This is a genomic window from Almyronema sp. (assembly GCF_052168255.1).
Taxonomy (GTDB): Bacteria; Cyanobacteriota; Cyanobacteriia; order Phormidesmidales; family Phormidesmidaceae; genus Sphaerothrix; species Sphaerothrix epifaneia.
Window position 1 is genome coordinate 86,079 of the sequence record NZ_JBQLZL010000072.1, and the last position, 15,715, is coordinate 101,793.

Annotated in this window: 17 protein-coding genes; 8 read left to right on the forward strand and 9 right to left on the reverse strand. The window is 49.8% G+C overall.

What is annotated here, in order from left to right; translation table 11 throughout:
• Nucleotides 1-26: 26 nt before the first annotated feature.
• The 3 genes from ACTS3T_RS16160 to ACTS3T_RS16170 all read right to left on the reverse strand — a co-directional run bounded on the left by ACTS3T_RS16160 (nt 27) and on the right by ACTS3T_RS16170 (nt 2,694).
• A complete protein-coding gene (locus ACTS3T_RS16160; RefSeq protein ID WP_377966529.1) occupies nt 27-524 on the reverse strand; it encodes a GNAT family N-acetyltransferase in 498 nt (165 codons plus the stop codon).
• Between the two features lie 4 nt (nt 525-528).
• Entirely contained in the window at nt 529-1,128 is a 600-nt protein-coding gene (locus ACTS3T_RS16165) for a MiaE family protein (RefSeq protein ID WP_377966531.1), read from the reverse strand.
• 108 nt (nt 1,129-1,236) lie between these two features.
• On the reverse strand, nt 1,237-2,694 hold the full coding sequence (locus ACTS3T_RS16170; protein WP_377966533.1) for a DASH family cryptochrome: 1,458 nt from the start codon (nt 2,692-2,694) through the stop codon (nt 1,237-1,239).
• Between the two features lie 217 nt (nt 2,695-2,911).
• On the opposite strand from ACTS3T_RS16170, the gene ACTS3T_RS16175 reads away from it, so the two are divergent.
• Both ACTS3T_RS16175 and ACTS3T_RS16180 read left to right on the forward strand, forming a co-directional pair.
• Nucleotides 2,912-3,562, forward strand: coding sequence for an alpha/beta fold hydrolase (locus ACTS3T_RS16175; RefSeq protein ID WP_377966535.1), 651 nt, complete (start codon nt 2,912-2,914; stop codon nt 3,560-3,562).
• Nucleotides 3,563-3,641: 79 nt separating this feature from the next.
• Complete coding sequence (locus tag ACTS3T_RS16180; RefSeq protein ID WP_377966537.1) at nt 3,642-4,088, forward strand: ATP-binding protein; 447 nt, start codon at nt 3,642-3,644, stop codon at nt 4,086-4,088.
• Nucleotides 4,089-4,098: 10 nt separating this feature from the next.
• Here ACTS3T_RS16180 and ACTS3T_RS16185 read toward each other — a convergent pair whose 3' ends face one another.
• A complete protein-coding gene (locus ACTS3T_RS16185) occupies nt 4,099-4,527 on the reverse strand; it encodes a VOC family protein (RefSeq protein WP_377966540.1) in 429 nt (142 codons plus the stop codon).
• Between the two features lie 191 nt (nt 4,528-4,718).
• Between ACTS3T_RS16185 and ACTS3T_RS16190 the strand changes: the two genes are divergently transcribed.
• From ACTS3T_RS16190 to ACTS3T_RS16200, 3 genes are all read left to right on the forward strand, one after another.
• The gene (locus ACTS3T_RS16190) at nt 4,719-5,498 is read left to right on the forward strand and encodes a TIGR00297 family protein (RefSeq protein ID WP_377966542.1); all 780 of its coding nucleotides are present in this window, start codon (nt 4,719-4,721) and stop codon (nt 5,496-5,498) included.
• A 31-nt stretch (nt 5,499-5,529) separates the two neighbouring features.
• The gene (locus ACTS3T_RS16195; protein WP_377966544.1) at nt 5,530-6,246 is read left to right on the forward strand and encodes an NnrU family protein; all 717 of its coding nucleotides are present in this window, start codon (nt 5,530-5,532) and stop codon (nt 6,244-6,246) included.
• A 172-nt stretch (nt 6,247-6,418) separates the two neighbouring features.
• A complete protein-coding gene (locus ACTS3T_RS16200; RefSeq protein WP_377966546.1) occupies nt 6,419-6,814 on the forward strand; it encodes a thioredoxin family protein in 396 nt (131 codons plus the stop codon).
• Here the strand turns inward: ACTS3T_RS16200 and ribD are convergent.
• Both ribD and ACTS3T_RS16210 read right to left on the reverse strand, forming a co-directional pair.
• Nucleotides 6,811-7,869 carry a bifunctional diaminohydroxyphosphoribosylaminopyrimidine deaminase/5-amino-6-(5-phosphoribosylamino)uracil reductase RibD gene (ribD, locus tag ACTS3T_RS16205; protein WP_377966602.1) on the reverse strand — a complete coding sequence of 353 codons (1,059 nt, stop codon included), beginning with the start codon at nt 7,867-7,869 and terminating at the stop codon, nt 6,811-6,813. The two genes, ACTS3T_RS16200 and ribD, sit on opposite strands and share 4 nt — an antisense overlap.
• Before the next feature lie 374 nt (nt 7,870-8,243).
• A complete protein-coding gene (locus ACTS3T_RS16210; protein WP_377966548.1) occupies nt 8,244-8,453 on the reverse strand; it encodes a hypothetical protein in 210 nt (69 codons plus the stop codon).
• A gap of 26 nt (nt 8,454-8,479) precedes the next feature.
• On the opposite strand from ACTS3T_RS16210, the gene ACTS3T_RS16215 reads away from it, so the two are divergent.
• Nucleotides 8,480-8,644 (forward strand): hypothetical protein, encoded by a 165-nt coding sequence (locus ACTS3T_RS16215; protein ID WP_377966550.1) that lies wholly within the window; start codon nt 8,480-8,482, stop codon nt 8,642-8,644.
• 452 nt (nt 8,645-9,096) lie between these two features.
• On the opposite strand, the gene ACTS3T_RS16220 is transcribed toward ACTS3T_RS16215, so the two are convergent.
• Nucleotides 9,097-9,639 (reverse strand): phosphoribosyltransferase, encoded by a 543-nt coding sequence (locus tag ACTS3T_RS16220; protein WP_377966552.1) that lies wholly within the window; start codon nt 9,637-9,639, stop codon nt 9,097-9,099.
• A gap of 139 nt (nt 9,640-9,778) precedes the next feature.
• Between ACTS3T_RS16220 and ACTS3T_RS16225 the strand changes: the two genes are divergently transcribed.
• Nucleotides 9,779-11,209 carry an MFS transporter gene (locus tag ACTS3T_RS16225; protein WP_377966554.1) on the forward strand — a complete coding sequence of 477 codons (1,431 nt, stop codon included), beginning with the start codon at nt 9,779-9,781 and terminating at the stop codon, nt 11,207-11,209.
• 205 nt (nt 11,210-11,414) lie between these two features.
• Here ACTS3T_RS16225 and ACTS3T_RS16230 read toward each other — a convergent pair whose 3' ends face one another.
• Complete coding sequence (locus ACTS3T_RS16230; protein WP_377966556.1) at nt 11,415-12,062, reverse strand: hypothetical protein; 648 nt, start codon at nt 12,060-12,062, stop codon at nt 11,415-11,417.
• Nucleotides 12,063-12,448: 386 nt separating this feature from the next.
• On the opposite strand from ACTS3T_RS16230, the gene speA reads away from it, so the two are divergent.
• A complete protein-coding gene (speA, locus tag ACTS3T_RS16235) occupies nt 12,449-14,419 on the forward strand; it encodes a biosynthetic arginine decarboxylase (protein ID WP_377966558.1) in 1,971 nt (656 codons plus the stop codon).
• Between the two features lie 187 nt (nt 14,420-14,606).
• Here the strand turns inward: speA and ACTS3T_RS16240 are convergent, their stop codons facing one another.
• Nucleotides 14,607-15,605, reverse strand: coding sequence for a fasciclin domain-containing protein (locus tag ACTS3T_RS16240; RefSeq protein ID WP_377966560.1), 999 nt, complete (start codon nt 15,603-15,605; stop codon nt 14,607-14,609).
• Between the last annotated feature and the right edge of the window lie 110 nt (nt 15,606-15,715).

Below are 15,715 nucleotides of genomic sequence, written 5' to 3' on the forward strand. Positions count from 1 at the left end.
AGCCTCAGCCAGACTCAATGAAGGGATTATAGCGAACTAGAGAGACTCAGAGACTTCATATAAACAAGATCGCATCTTAGAGTTTCAGCCCCCACGGCGGGCTGATAACCGCTGCGTTCGTAAAGGCTGACGGCTTCTTTAAGCACGCTGGCTGTTTCAATCCAAACTTGGTGAAATTGCTGGGCTGCGATCGCCTGCTCTAGCTGCTGGAGCAAAAAACGGCCTAACCCCAAGCCGCGACTAGAAGGTTGCAGGTACATTTTGCGAATTTCTACGGCTCGCTGGCCGCGTTCGATTGGATAGTAGCCTGCGGTACCGACAATTTGCGCTTGCTGTTCGACTACCCAAAATTCGCCGCCTGTTTGCCAATAGTAAGTTTCGACTTCTAGGGCATCGCGATCGGTTTGTTCTGGCTCCCAACCCAAGCCATATTCGGCCAAAGCAGTTTTGATGACGCTGGCGGCGGCGGCGCGATCGCTGGGTTGCCAGTCTCGAATCAAAAAATCTCGATAGTGCAAATACATAAAACTAGCTGTGTACCCGTGGTTCGGGGTGCAGGGTTGCTAGTATATTGCTTTCAACCACCGCCAGTTCGGCAAGGCGTTGCTCAGCTTGCGATCGCTGAAAATAAGTGGTTGCCAGCGTCCAGTAAACCCCATAATGGCGAGCTTCAGAAGCCATCAGGCTGTGGTAAAACTGAGCCAAATCGGGTTCTGGGCAATGCTGAGCCAGCAGCCCCAAACGTTCATGGCTACGGGCTTCAATCAGCGCTGAAACCAAAAGCATATCTAACATGCGATCAGGTTCGTGGTGACGAATGTGAGCTTTGAGCGCGGCTCCGTAGGGGGGTGGCGGCAACGGCCCTAAGGCAATTTGGCGACGTTCTAGCCACTGATTGACCAATTCAAAATGGCTCAGTTCTTCTTGGGCGATCGCTGTGAGCGCTCTGACCAACGCCTGACTAGACGGATAGCGAAACATAAAGTTGAGCGCCGCACTGGCAGCTTTGCGTTCGCAGTGAGAGTGATCTAAGAGAATAATGTCTAAGTTGCTAAGAGCCTGCTGAAGCCAAGCCGCAGAGGTCGGTGCAACTAAAAATTTAATTTTGGTAGCAGGCAAAACTGACATTGACGCTGAAAGACAGGCTGTTCTCATTTTACAGTGGCAGGCCGTTGTCTAACGCCAGCAAGCCGCGATCGCAAGAGAACAGCCTAGAAAACTAGAAAAACAGAGGCATTAGGCGCTCAAAGCGGCGTTGTAGATTTGCTCGTTAGCTTTGACTGACTTTTCTAAATCGACTATTGGGTTAGGATAATCAACGCCTAGCCTTAGGTTAAAGCGTTTTTGTTCTGCAGGTCGCAGCTTGTAGGGTTCATGCACCTGCTTGGCCGGAACGTGGGCTAGTTCAGGTAGCCAGTGCTTAACATACGCGCCTTCAGGATCATAGTCTTTGGCCTGTTTAGGAATATTGAAGTAGCGAAAACCACGCGCATCGTTGCCGACGCCTGCCGTGTAGTTCCAGTTGCCGTAGTTGCTACAAACGTCATAGTCAATTAGCTGCGACTCAAACCATTCAGCCCCCATGCGCCAGTCGATGCCTAAATTTTTGGTTAAAAAACTAGCCACGTTTTGGCGGCCTCGATTAGACATAAAACCTGTATGCTTTAGCTCTCGCATATTGGCATCGACTAAGGGAAACCCTGTTTGTCCTTGCTGCCATTGCTGAAAGCGTTCTTGATCTTGCTGCCAGTCAATTTTTAAACCGCGCAGACCAGAAGGATAAAAGACGCGATCGCCATACTTCACACAGGCAAAGCGAAAATAATCACGCCACAACAGTTCAAAAATGAGCCAATAAGTAGACTCGTTTGAGGTACGCTCAGCCTCATATTGTTTAACCGCTTCATAGATGTGGCGAGGCGAAAGACAGCCCAACGCCAGCCAGGGCGAAAATTTGGTAGAGTAGTCAGCCCCTAACAGACCATTGCGGGTTTGTTTGTAGACTGACAACCCATCGGTTTGCCAAAAATAATGTTGCAGCCGTTCTAATCCGGCCAACTCGCCGCCCTTAAACGGCAACACGGCACGAGCATCGGCTATAGGAGTTTCTAAACCAAAGTCTGGCAGCGTGGGCAAGTTACCCGGTTCAAGCCCTTTTGGTAGTGCGGGGATCGCTTCAGGGGTGGCAAAAGTTGGATAGACGGCCCAGTTTTTCTCGACTGCTTTGCGAAAGCTGGTAAAAACGTCTGGTAGCTGCTCTGGTTCAAAGGGCAGATCATCTATGTGAATGAGCGTCGATCCCCAAAAAATTTCTGACTCAACCCCTAGCTTGTCTAGCGCATTTTCAAGAGCTGTTTCAACCGCAATTTCTTCGGCGGTGGCTTCTTCATGCCAGTAAACAGCATCAATCTTCAATTCTTTAACCAGTTGAGGAATTAGCCGCTCCGGATGGCCTTGCCGAATGACTAAATTGCTGCCTAACGATTGCAGCGATTGCCGCAGAACCTGCAAGCTTTCTAACAAAAACTGCCCGCGAAAAGCGCCTGTTTTGGGAAAGCCAAAAGCTGTTTGCCCAAACTGCCTGGGATCAAAACAATAAAGTGGAATGACCTGAGCCTGCTTCTGCAGCGCTTGGTTAATCGGCTCGTGATCGTGAAGCCGTAGATCGTTGCGATACCAGATAAGAATGCGCATTAGGCAAAAGCGGAGCCTGATGAATCAACTTCAGTATTCTAAGGAAAAGTGAATCGGACTGCCCACTTCACCCCACCCGACAGCGCTTTACCAAGCTGAGCGATCGCTAATTTTAATGAAAATTTTCTCTCAAATCACGAATTTTCCGATAGCTTAGGGGCCTATCCTAAAATTGTCCTAGGGCCTCGGCTAGGATAGAAACGGTTTGCTTAAAGTAATGAGAGTAAACCCCGCTTTAGTTGTCATGTCGCCTATCCACCGTCATCCGCTGGTTCTTGTTCATGGTATTGATGATACGGTTGCCGTTTTTGACTCAGCGATCGCGTATCTCCGACAGCAGGGGTGGTCTTCCTTTCATCCACTAAACTTGTTGCCCAATAACGGCCACACCGGATTAGACGTCTTAGCTACTCAGGTTGCACACTACATAGAACGCCGATTTCCGGCTGAACAACCCGTTGATCTTTTGGGGTTTAGTATGGGTGGCTTGGTCAGTCGCTACTATATCCAGCGGCTCGGCGGGCTAAAGCGGGTTGATCGATTTGTGACCGTTTCTGCCCCTCACCAGGGATCGTGGCTAGCTTATGGACGTTGGAACCAGGGCTGTGAGCAAATGCGTCCAAACAGCTTGTTTATTCAGGATCTTAGCCAAGACGTCAATATGCTTTCACAGCTGGCGTTCACCTCTATCTGGACGCCTTATGATTTGATGATCGTACCAGCCGAGAGTTCTCGACTGCCTGTGGGTCGTGAAATCAAAGTTCCTGTTTTGACCCATTCGGGTATGTTGACAAATAGAATCAGCCTGGCGGCTATTCATTCTGCTTTGGCGGTTTCAAGCTTGGCTAATACAGCTATGTCTCTTTAGAATTGGACAGATGATCAGTATCATCTGGAGATTGGAGACATCTAAACGTTCGCCGTACGCGTCAAGGATTTTTTCAGCGTTGAAACTCATTCAAAAGCGCCGTTTCCAGACGAGGACGGATTTAAAGGACCTGGACAAAGTTCTGGCATGGTTTGACCAGTTCCAAAGTTTGGCGCGATATCCCATCCCAGAAAATGTTTGGCTCCAGTGTCAGTTAGCGTTGGTTGAAGGGTTTACCAATGCGGTTCGTCATGCTCATCACAGTTTGGCTATAGAAACCCCCATTGAGATCGAGGTCATCGTTTTTTCTGAAGCTCTAGAAATTTACATTTGGGATCGAGGGCCAGGATTTGACGTACAAAGCTGGTTACGGAAGACGCCCAAAGTGATCGACAAAGATTCTGAAGGCGGGCGAGGGCTACGACTGATGGAGCGTATTGCCGATCGCTTTACCTACACATCTGAAGCCAATGGCAAAAACTGTCTCTATATTCGCAAAAGCTACCGTCCGATAGATTTGGAGTAGCCCACCCCAATTATGCGTCGCCTACCTGAGCGTAGCTCGCTTCGCCAAAAATTGCGCTTTCATGACAATAGAACTTAAACTCCAGTAGGTTATAAAACGGATCTTCTAGAAAAAAGGTGCGGTGCTCCAAAGCCGTGCCGACAAAACGGCGCTTGGGAGACTGATGAAACGAAAGATCGTTGGCTTCGGCTCTAGCTAGCAGGTTTTCCCAGTCGGCTTCTTGCCGAAAGACCAGGCCGAAATGGCGTGGATAAATTCCTCGTTGGGGGGTCAGGGGTTCACGGGTGACGTGGGCGACTAGCTGATGTCCGCCCAAATTTAGAATGACCGAACCTGGCGTTTCGCGTCCAACTTCGCAGCCCAAACCTTTGACATAAAATTCTTTGGTTTTACTAATTTCAGAAACGGGAAAAGCTAGATGAAAAAGAATAGAGTTCATGGCGGTGATCGTGCTGCTGACGAGTGAGTGACTCACTAAATTTAAGCCGTTGCAAGTTGGCAAAAGGCAACGGGTCGCTGTTGCTCGCGACCAATAACAATGGCAGTATTTCGTAAGCGATCGCTAGGTTTATCTTAGATCGAGCGTTAGGGTTTAGACTGCTGTTGTAGCACTGTTGATCTTGGACTGCTATGCCAATTTTGCCCGCTTTAAACGCTTGGTGGATAGCGATAGGGCTAAATAGCCTATTGCTAGCGATCGCCTGGTTTTTGCCTAAAAAACTACTAACGCCGGCGGGCTATCTACATGCTTGGCTGCTGGGCGTTTTAGTTTGGGGATGTTTGGGTGGGCCGGGTTATAGCGTGGTAATGGTCTACTTTTTAGCGGGATCTGCTGTCACCCGGATTGGCATGGCTCAAAAGGAGGCCGCCGGGATTGCTGAAAAGCGCTCTGGAGCGCGTGGCCCTGAAAACGTTTGGGGATCGGCGCTGACGGCTACGCTTTGTGCTGTGGGTAGCTGGCTGCTGGCAAACTGGGGCAGCGAACCGGGGCGGTCGTGGGGGATGGCTCTATTGGGACTTGGCTATGTGGCTAGCTTTAGCACTAAGCTCTCTGATACCTGTGCCAGCGAAGTGGGCAAAGCCTATGGCAAACGCACCTTTTTAATTACCACACTGCAACCCGTAGCCGCCGGAACGGAGGGAGCCGTTAGCCTTGAGGGCACCTTAGCGGGTGCGATCGCTTCTGGCGTGATTGCTTTGTTAGGGTGGTGGGTGGGGTTGATCCCGGTGGGGGGAATTGGGATTTGCCTGGTGGCTGCTTTTATAGCCACAAACTTAGAAAGCTTGATCGGGGCGACGCTACAAGAACGCTTTGACTGGCTCACCAATGAAGTGGTTAATATAATCAATACCTTGCTCGGCGCTGGGATCGCCATTGGGCTAGGCTGGCTGCTGATACAGATTGGTTGAATCCCAAAAACAAATCTTACGATACTCGGCAATGACTGATTTTTCTTGGTTAACGGCTAGTCACTTTGTCATGTTGGGGCTATTGCTGGTGTTTGCGATCGCCCACAGTGGCTTAGCGGCTCTTAGACCCAAAGGCGAAGCTCTGATAGGGCCTCGAGCCTACCGGGTTTTGTTTGCGCTGGTTAGCCTACCGCTAGCGTCAGTACTGATTATCTATTTCATTAATCACCGTTACGATGGTTTGCGGCTGTGGAACCTCCAAGGCACAGTAGGCATACAGACAACCGTGTGGCTACTGTCGGCAATTTCCTTTCTTTTTCTCTATCCGGCTACCTTTAACCTGTTAGAAGTCGCCGCGATCGCCAAGCCGCAGGTTCATCTCTACGAAACAGGCATCATTCGCATTACCCGCCATCCCCAAATGGTGGGGCAGGTCATTTGGTGCGTAGCCCATGCGCTCTGGCTGGGGACGTCGTTTATGGTGGTGACCTGCGCTGGGCTGATTTTGCACCACCTCTTTGCTGTTTGGCACGGCGATCGCCGTTGGCGCGATCGCTACGGAGAAGCCTTTGAAGCGCTCAGACAGCGAACCTCGGTGATCCCGTTTAAGGCGATTGTGCAGGGAAAGCAATCCCTAAAACTGCAAGAATTTATCCGACCTGCTTACCTAGGGGTGAGCGCTTTTGTGCTGCTGTTTTGGTGGGCACATCCGCTTCTGATTCGCGCCACACGGGCAACTGGCTGGTAGCTTATTGGTCAGGTTCTCCAAGCGCTGTAAAAGCAGAGCCTTCTTGGCTCAGGCGATGTTACCAGAACCCAACAAATCTCAAAGCATAAGTATTTTTTTATGGTCTGCCCACTTTATAATGATCCCAAGCCTTAAAGCAGCGTTTATTCATCAACCTAATTTAACTGAGACAATGTCCTCATCTGTCAACGATAAAACATTTAAAAATCAGGTTTTGCAGTCTTCTATTCCTGTTTTAGTGCATTTTTGGGCACCTTGGTGTGGGCTATGTCGAATGCTCAAACCTCTACTGAATAGCTTTCAGGCAGAGTGGGAAGGCAAAGTCAGGGTGGTCGATGTTAACGCAGATGAAAACCTCAAACTTGCTAACTTTTATCGACTCACCACTTTACCAACGTTGCTGTTTATCGAAGACGGTGAAGTTTGTGAACGGCTAGATAGCTTTCGCGGGCGCGAAGATCTCCGTCAAGCACTCGACACAATCATGCGGAGTCGCGCCGTTGCTAGCTATTTAGCGGCCAATAGCTTGAGTATTCCTGTGGTTACAGAAGTACCATTGCGAGACTAAGTCAAATAGCCTTCAATCAATAAATCAGCCCCTACCGACTGCCAGCTTAACCGCTCTAACTTGAGTGCTTGGGTCATCTTGTCCAAGCCTAAGTCTCCTACTGGGGTAGGCGCGTTCTGACCGCCGATAATTTTAGGGGCAACAAAAGCCCAAACTTTTTGCACAGCACCCGCTGCGATCGCTGCGGCGGCTAGCTGTCCGCCACACTCCCAAAGCACTGACAGCAATTCTCGCTGATACAGATAGTCCATTGCAGTGGCCGGGGTAAGTGTAGGCAGCGTGACGACTTCAACACCTTGCTGACGCAGATATGCTTGAAACGGCAAATTAGCCTCGGTTTCAGTTAAAACTAGAGTCTTGGCTTCCTCTACCTGCCAGAGGTGGGCGGTTTTGGGCAAGTTCAACTGCTGGCTCATGACGATACGCAGGGGATTGCGATCGCTTTGTCCATGACTGGTTAGGTGAGGATTGTCGCGCCGCACCGTATTACCACCGACAATAACAGCATCACAAATTGCCCGCAGTTGATGAACGGTAGCTCTGGCTTCCGGGCCTGTTACCCAGGCGCTATGACCAGAAGCAGCCGCGATTTTGCCATCTAAAGTCATGGCATACTTCAAAATGCCAAAAGGCTGGCGATGCTGAACTCGATGAACAAACGCTTCATTGATCTGCTGGCAAGCCGCTGCTTCTAAGCCGACAAAAACTTCTAGCCCCGCTTGACGCAAACGGTTGATACCCCGACCGGATACGCGCTCATCAGGATCCACCATCCCCACATAGACCTGGCGAATGCCAGCCTGAATAATGGCCTCTGTGCAGGGGGGTGTACGGCCATAGTGATTACACGGTTCTAAGTTGACGTAAAGAGTTGCTCCAACAGCGCGATCGCCCGCTGCCCTTAGGGCAAACACTTCAGCATGGGGTTGTCCCGCTTGGGGATGAAAGCCTTCACCGACGATCGTAGCCTCTTGGGTAATCACCGACCCCACCAGGGGATTCGGGGCGGTGTAGCCTGCTGCTTGCTGAGCCAAGGTTAGGCAGCGCTGCATCATGGTGCGATCAAAATCGGTAAACACAGCTATCTCTCGCTCCCAGTTGAAAACGCTTCTTCCTCAGCCTAGCGTGGTGGCTACCCGGTTTGAGTGAAAGGTTTGCAACGGAGAACTTTGCCTCTTGCCCGTCTTTAGAGCGATTCTTTTTTAAGAAAATTGTTGCCCGACTGTCGCTACTAGCGCTGACACGCTTCAACGATTGCAAGCCGCTGATAGAAAAGCTTTTCTTCTGCCCTCAGCCTTCTGCACTTTGGCGATCGCTGAGCTAGAGGCATCCGAGCAGCCAAAAGCTAAAAAGCCCGTGACGCTGAGTTGTCAAACGGGCTTAAAGATATTTATTTTTGCTAGAATTTCGTGTTTTTTAATCAACCTAACTAAACTGAAACCCACTCTGCTTCGTTTTCTGGAGCGGCTTTTTGGAAGACTTTCTTGAGCAGGATAGAAGGTAAAGTCACAGGCCACAAAATAGTCGCTAGTAGAATCACAAACCAAAGTCCTAAATCGTTTTTAGCGGCAGATTCATCCTTAGCAAACCCATAAACCATGACCGAAAAAACAAAAGAAGCCGGCAAAAAATAGAGCATTGTTTTGTTCTTGAGAGGAGCTTTCTGTGTGTGATATTAGTTTTGCTGATTTGTCTAAAAATGACTTGAGGGGGATTACTGAAATCGAGTATCCGTATATTCACGGCTATCAACAACTTCGATTATTAAGTACAAACCTGCTTTCAGGTCTATCTGCTGAGCCGTTGTCATTGGCTGCTATTGGCGGTTAACAAATCGCGTGAGTTGGATCAACCAAATCAAGCTATTCTGCTAATGCTTGACAGCGCTCAATCAGGGTTGTGGCAACTATTGCTATCTCTCAAGGTACGCGCTGTGACTGTTTTATTCGTCAGGGATAGTAGCTGCCCTGACTGCTATCGAACCGCTGCATACGCCGACAAAGATATCAAAGTTATCTTTACGGTTATGTTGGTAACAATTCACTTTTAGACGCTCACTCTAACGCCCTCGCCCAGAGCGGGCGAAGGTCTTCAGTCTGCTCTAATGCCTCTTTTTCTACTTTGGGAAAAAGAACTGGGGTATCCCGTTTTTTTAGCTCCCGCTTCAAATCCTGCTCCCCTGTTTAGGCGCAGAACATGGATTGGCTCCGCTTTTTAAGCAAAGCTGACCCGGGCTGGGCTATTGCTAGAGATGGTTGCGCCTCGAATGCTTGAAGTTCTGTTTATGAAAACTTCGAAGCGTCAGCCGATTCAGCCTGAGTGTAGCTAGCGGCCAGTTGTTTTGGCCCTAGACGTTCATACTTTTCAAAAGGCTGATGAATCCAGGGGTTGTTGGGTAGATAGTCTATATAGTAGTCAGGCTTGATGAGCGAACAGGCTTTGTACCAAAGCACCGCTGTGCGCATTTCATCAATGTAGAAACCGTACTTGCGATCGAGCCATACCAGGGAGCGCTCTAGGCTAAAGCCTGAATCCACTAAATCATCAACCACGAGAACCCGATTGCCCAAATTCGCCGTTGTCATGCTCAGATCGCGTGAGAAGGTGATGGCTCCTCGGTTTTGCTTTTCGGGGCCGCTGTAAGAAGCTGTTGAAAGAATGGCCAGGGGCAGATCAAACAAGCGGCAGAGAATGTCACCAATGCGCAAACCGCCTTTGGCTAAGCAGACAATTTGATTGAACTGCCAGCCGGATTCGTAAATTTGTAGCGCCAGTTGCTCAATTTTTTGGTGGTAGTCTGACCAAGTGATATACAGATCGGACATCGTCTATCGATAATAGGGGAGCGCCGAAGGGCAAGATAAACCCCAATCTTATCCGAAAGCAGTGACTTCGTGTTCAGCTAATCGGTTTAGAAACAGGGGGCGATCGCACTGGCGCATTTATTGTTTATGGCTCAAGGCTATGACCCGTTCTTCAGCAGATTCTGGCTCAGCTAGTAATCCCGTGGCTAAACTCAGCTTGACGACCAAGCTTGCCTATGGCGCAGGGGACTTAGGCCCAGCGATGACGGCCAACATCCTGGCTTTTTTTCTGCTGTTTTTCTTTACTAACGTGGCGGGGCTGAATCCGGCTTTGGCTGGCAGTATTTTGCTGATTGGTAAAGTCTGGGATGCGATTAACGACCCCATTGTGGGGGTGCTAAGCGATCGCACCCAATCTCGCTGGGGTCGCCGCTATCCCTGGATGATATTTGGCGCAGTGCCTTTTGGCTTGCTGTTTATTGTGCAGTGGTTGGTACCGTCTACCAATGCCTGGGTGTTGTTTGCATACTATGTTTTAGTGTCCATTCTCTTCAATGTGGCCTATACCGCCGTCAACCTGCCCTATACCGCTTTAACCCCAGAGCTAACCCAAGACTACAACGAACGTACCAGTCTCAATAGCTTTCGCTTTGCCTTTTCTCTGGGGGGTAGCATTGTTTCGCTGATACTGGCGCAAATTATTTTTTCGCAGCTAGCAGGCAATCCGGTTGGTCAGTATGTAGCGTTAGCCAGCATTTGTGCAGTTTTGTCTATTGCTTCACTGTTTTGGTGCGTTTGGGGCACCTGGAGCCGCAGCTATGCAGCGACAGGTCGCGATCAAGGAGAGCAAGCCGCTGACAATACCCCTTTTGCCGAACAGCTAAGAATTGCCTTTCGCAATCGCCCCTTTTTGTACGTTATTGGGATTTATCTCTGCTCTTGGCTGGGGGTACAGGTGACAGCCGCCATTATTCCCTACTTTGTCGTCAACTGGATGGGGCAACCAGCCGCCGTTTTTACTCAGGTTGCCTTGGCCGTTCAAGGAACCGCTTTAATTATGCTGTTCGTTTGGGATGCCATTAGCCATCGGGTGGGTAAAAAGGCGGTTTACTTTATGGGTATGGTGCTTTGGATTGCTGCCCAAGCGGGTTTGTTTTTTCTTCAGCCCGATCAGATTGGCCTTATGTATGGGCTGGCTGTTGTGGCTGGTTTGGGTGTTTCTACGGCCTATTTGATTCCCTGGTCAATGATGCCCGATGTGATTGACCTAGACGAGTTGCAAACCGGAAAACGGCGGGAAGGCGTCTTTTACGGTTTTATGGTGCTGTTGCAAAAAATTGGCCTAGCGATTGGTTTGTTTTTAGTAGGCCAAGCGCTAGAGATTTCTGGATTTCAAGAAAGTGTAGCCGGACAGCCAATTCCGATTCAGCCCGATTCAGCCCTGTTAGCAATTCGAATTTCTATCGGGCCGCTGCCCACCATTTGTCTGGTGCTGGGCTTAATTTTGGCCTACTTTTACCCAATTACCCGTACGGTTCACGCCGAAATTTTGCTAAAACTGGCCGAGCGACACCAACAGCAAGAAGGGTAATATTGTTGGCGGTGAGTCAATCACTAGCTGGGTTGACTTGTTCTTCTTTGGTCAGTCTCAGAAAAATTGACGAATTGACGTTGTTTTGGCTTACGAGAAATCTAGGTCTGCTGCCAATTTAAGTAGAGAGGGTTATAGCTATAGCCACTAAGGTAGTCGCGCTACGGGGGGTGGCGGATGTTCATAGCCCCCAAAAGCTAAAACGCTAGCTGAGGCGTTCTGATTGCGGCGCGGGATAGGTAAGAGAACCGGACTTTGCCTCAGATCCTAAAGTGACTTTGACCACAAAGATTGTGATCACCGTGGCTACAAAAATACCTGCCGAAGTGATAAAGCCTGCCTTCGCTACAGGAATACTTTTGCGAACCGCTAGAATCGTCAGTGCAAATACGGTAGCAATAAACAACCGCGAAACCAGCACCATTCGCGGAAACGCAATGCCGACGACGATTAAGATGAGGCTAAAAGAAATCGCCAGTAGCGAAACTTGTAACCGTTGCCAATAGATGCTGCTAGCTTTAGTCGCAGAATATTCGAGCGGTAGATAAAGCCGTCGGCTAAACAACCGCACCAGGTCTTGAAACATAAAGAGCAGGGCACTGGCTAGGGTGACAAAGGTGGAGATCCATTGAATGGAGGCCATTGACAGGGTGCTACCAATACCGAGATCTGCTACTAATGCGATCGCGCTACTTAGGCCATAGGCGATCGCGGTAGCAGCTAAAATCCAGGCAATATCCAGTAACAAACTGGCCACAATCCGACTGCTACGTGAAGTTCTCCCCCGCTCAGCTACAGAAAGCGGGCGGTCAGCAGTCAGTACTCGAGAAGTAGATAACTTGGGGGATGCCATAAAATACTTGCCTACAGATATTACGAGCAGGTCAGCAGACTTTACCGCTTAGGCACCCTGACGGAGAAATCAGGTCTTTTTCGTAAAGTTTAGATGATACTTTAATCAAGGTTAGGAAAAGTTGAGCAAAGCTTACAAGGCCGTTCATGGAAAGTTCACAAAATACTCGTAGTTTTTTAATTTAGCTACGGTTTTTTCAATTCAGACAGCGTGATTTTACGGAGAGACTTAGTCGAATGGCTCTAAGCCTCCTAGCGTGGCCTGGTCTGCGGCGGCTGCAACAGGTCTAAATTTTCTGGCAGGATCTCTCGTCTAGGGGTGGTTTCTGAGCAGTTCAGCCAGATAAACTGTCTACTCGGTAGGCGCATTTTAGGAGTGAGTAGCTCATGGAAGTTAAACAAAAGGTGGAACTGTTGCGGGAAAAGTACCAGGCTTCCAGTGAACGGTTAAATCCGCCCTCACCCCTCAAGCCCGTTTGGACGCTCGAAAACAGCGAGGAGCTTTACCGCATTCAAGGCTGGGGCGATCCCTATTTTTCGATTAATGCGGCAGGGCACATTACCGTTTCTCCTAAAGGCGATCGCGGCGGCTCGTTAGATCTTTTGGAACTGGTCGAAGCGTTGAAGCAGCGCAATTTGAGTCTGCCGATTCTGATTCGTTTCTCCGATATTTTGGAAGACCGCTTAGAGCGATTAAATGCTTGTTTTGCCAAGGCGATCGCCCGGTATCGTTACAGCGGTGAGTATCGCGGCGTTTTTCCAGTTAAGTGTAACCAGCAGCGCCACCTGGTAGAAGCGCTGGTGCGCTTTGGCAAGCCGCACCGCTTTGGTTTAGAAGCGGGTTCAAAGCCAGAGTTGATGATTGCTTTAGCTACTTTAGATACGCCAGGGGCTTTGCTGATCTGTAATGGGTATAAAGATCAGGAATACATTGAAACGGCCATGCTGAGTCAGCGCTTGGGCCAAACGCCTATTATTGTGCTGGAGCAGCTAGAAGAAGTCGATCTGGTAATTGCGGCGAGTCAGCGGCTTAACATCAAGCCGATTTTGGGCGTTCGCGCCAAGCTCAGCGCTAGAGGTATGGGCCGTTGGGGAGGATCCGCGGGCGATCGCGCTAAGTTTGGCCTTACTGTACTTGAAATTTTAACCACCGTTGAACGGTTGAAAGCAGCTAATATGCTGGACTGCTTGCAGCTCTTGCATTTCCACATTGGTTCTCAGATTTCAGCCATTAGCACGCTCAAAGATGCCCTGCGTGAAGCGGCTCAAATTTATGTAGAGCTAGCCAAGCTCGGCGCTAAAATGGGCTACCTCGATGTGGGCGGCGGGCTAGGGGTAGATTATGACGGCTCCAAAACCAATTTTCACGCTTCTAAAAACTACAGCATCCAAAATTATGCCAACGATGTTGTCGCTGAAATTAAAGAAGCTTGCGACGCCAGCAGTGTGGCTCTACCGACGCTGGTGAGCGAAAGTGGTCGGGCGATCGCTTCGCATCAATCTGTTCTGGTATTTGATGTACTCAGTACCAGCAACGTTCCCAGCGGCCCACCAGAACCTGCTAGCGAAGCCGATCACCTGATTGTGCGCAACCTTTACGAAACCTATACCGCCATCAATCCGCGCAACTACCAGGAGGCTTACCACGATGCTGTGCAATTTAAAGAAGAAGCAACCAGTCTATTTAGCTTTGGCTATTTAGGACTACGAGAGCGAGCCAAAGCCGAGCGGCTGTTTTGGGCTTGCTGTGAGCGAATTTTAGCGATCGTGCGCCATGAAGACTATGTTCCCGACGATCTCGAAGATCTCGAAAAAATCATGGCCTCTATTTATTATGTCAATTTGTCGGTGTTTCAGTCGGCTCCTGACAGTTGGGCTATTGGTCAACTTTTTCCCATTTTGCCGATTCATCGCCTCAACGAAGAACCCACTTGCCGGGGTACGCTGGCCGATCTAACCTGCGATAGCGACGGCAAGATCGAACAGTTTATTGATCTGCGCGATGTTAAATCGGTGCTAGAGCTGCATCCCCTTCGCCCCAATGAACCCTACTATCTCGGTATGTTCCTCAACGGTGCTTACCAGGAAATTATGGGTAATTTGCATAATTTGTTTGGCGATACCAATGCTGTCCACATTCACCTGACGCCTAAAGGCTACCAGGTAGAACATGTGGTTAAAGGCGACACTATGAACGAAGTGCTGGGCTATGTGCAGTACGACGCTGAAGACCTGATTGAACAACTGCGGCGACGCTCTGAGCGAGCCTTGCAAGACCAAAAAATTACGCTACAGGAGTCGCAAATGCTTTTGCAAAATTACGAGCGTAGCCTCAGCCGCTATACTTACCTGGCTTAGTGAGCCGCTTTATTCCCCCTAAATAACCCAAATAGCCACGAGGAGACGGATCTCTCCCTCTCTTCGTGGCTAGTCATGACGTAGCGATCGCTGCTTTTGGCAAAGCAAAGCTTTGGCGCAGAGGGGCGGTTTGTTTTTGGCAATGCCCCCTGCTGCCTTATTAATAGGGCTTATTAATAGGGATTGTTTAGCTGCCTAGGCGAGCTACGATGTCGTTGCGCAAACTACGGGGCATTAGTACCCGACTAACCACGTGAATCACCCCGTTGCTAGCCTGAATATCAGGCTGTACGACGCTAGCATCGTTGACAATCACGCTGCTGTCGGTCACCAGCACCGCTAAACCGCCGTTGAGAGACTCCACCTTACCGCTTGACAGGTCGCTGGACATCACCTCACCTGGAACGACGTGGTATTCCAGAACGCGTTGGAGCAAGTCTTGATTTTCTGGCATCAGCAACAGATCTAAGGCACCTGCAGGCAACTGAGCAAAAGCGGCATCCGTCGGCGCAAAGACGGTAAACGGCCCATCGCCCGAAAGTGTACCTGCTAATTCTGCTGCCTGAACGGCTTGAACCAGGGTGTTAAATGCCGAATTGCTAGCAGCAATTTCAACAATCGTCATACCGCTGGTATCAACTGCCTGGGGTTGGGATTGCTCCGCTGGCTCAGGCGTTTGCAGTGGATCTCTCGGATCGGTGGGACGCAACGAATCGGCGGGGCCAGGTTCTTCCATAGGATCCAGTGGCGCTCTGTCTTCGACTGGCTCGGTGGGGTCAGCCTGCTGCAGAGGATCTCTTGGATCCGTCGGACGAGTAGAATCAGCCGGATCCATGCCTTCTGAAGGATCCAATGGTGCTCTGTTTTCGACTGGCTCGGTGGGGTCAGCCTGCTGCAGAGGATCTCTTGGATCCGTCGGACGAGTAGAATCACTCGAATCGCTTTCGCCTAAAGGATTCATGGGTTCAGTTTCTGCGCCTGGTTCCATTGGTTCAGGCATTTGCAGCGGATCGCGGGGATCGGTGGGATCGAGTTCTTCAGAATTTTGGGCGTAAGTATCAGCCGAGGTCAAATTCGACTGCACCGCTTCAGAAGTGGCTGACGCCGGAGCGGCGATCGCTAGGCCAAGCGTACCTGCCAGAGCCGCAAGACCCTGAACAACTTGGCGAGATCGGATAGTCACCATCTTTTATTCTCCTTCACAAAAAGTTTAACGTTTCTTCATAAATTAATTCAGCACCCTATGTTTAACCTCTGCCATTGGGCTTATATGTCCCTCAAGGCTAATTTTGAGCT

What these genes read in the sequence shown, in the direction of transcription:
- ACTS3T_RS16160 (WP_377966529.1), bottom strand. Translation starts at nt 524, where the DNA reads ATGTATTTGCACTATCGAGATTTTTTGATTCGAGACTGGCAACCCAGC.
- ACTS3T_RS16165 (WP_377966531.1), bottom strand. Translation starts at nt 1,128, where the DNA reads ATGTCAGTTTTGCCTGCTACCAAAATTAAATTTTTAGTTGCACCGACC.
- ACTS3T_RS16170 (WP_377966533.1), bottom strand. Translation starts at nt 2,694, where the DNA reads ATGCGCATTCTTATCTGGTATCGCAACGATCTACGGCTTCACGATCAC.
- ACTS3T_RS16175 (WP_377966535.1), top strand. Translation starts at nt 2,912, where the DNA reads ATGAGAGTAAACCCCGCTTTAGTTGTCATGTCGCCTATCCACCGTCAT.
- ACTS3T_RS16185 (WP_377966540.1), bottom strand. Translation starts at nt 4,527, where the DNA reads ATGAACTCTATTCTTTTTCATCTAGCTTTTCCCGTTTCTGAAATTAGT.
- ACTS3T_RS16190 (WP_377966542.1), top strand. Translation starts at nt 4,719, where the DNA reads ATGCCAATTTTGCCCGCTTTAAACGCTTGGTGGATAGCGATAGGGCTA.
- ACTS3T_RS16195 (WP_377966544.1), top strand. Translation starts at nt 5,530, where the DNA reads ATGACTGATTTTTCTTGGTTAACGGCTAGTCACTTTGTCATGTTGGGG.
- ACTS3T_RS16200 (WP_377966546.1), top strand. Translation starts at nt 6,419, where the DNA reads ATGTCCTCATCTGTCAACGATAAAACATTTAAAAATCAGGTTTTGCAG.
- ribD (WP_377966602.1), bottom strand. Translation starts at nt 7,869, where the DNA reads ATGATGCAGCGCTGCCTAACCTTGGCTCAGCAAGCAGCAGGCTACACC.
- ACTS3T_RS16210 (WP_377966548.1), bottom strand. Translation starts at nt 8,453, where the DNA reads ATGCTCTATTTTTTGCCGGCTTCTTTTGTTTTTTCGGTCATGGTTTAT.
- ACTS3T_RS16220 (WP_377966552.1), bottom strand. Translation starts at nt 9,639, where the DNA reads ATGTCCGATCTGTATATCACTTGGTCAGACTACCACCAAAAAATTGAG.
- ACTS3T_RS16225 (WP_377966554.1), top strand. Translation starts at nt 9,779, where the DNA reads ATGACCCGTTCTTCAGCAGATTCTGGCTCAGCTAGTAATCCCGTGGCT.
- ACTS3T_RS16230 (WP_377966556.1), bottom strand. Translation starts at nt 12,062, where the DNA reads ATGGCATCCCCCAAGTTATCTACTTCTCGAGTACTGACTGCTGACCGC.
- speA (WP_377966558.1), top strand. Translation starts at nt 12,449, where the DNA reads ATGGAAGTTAAACAAAAGGTGGAACTGTTGCGGGAAAAGTACCAGGCT.
- ACTS3T_RS16240 (WP_377966560.1), bottom strand. Translation starts at nt 15,605, where the DNA reads ATGGTGACTATCCGATCTCGCCAAGTTGTTCAGGGTCTTGCGGCTCTG.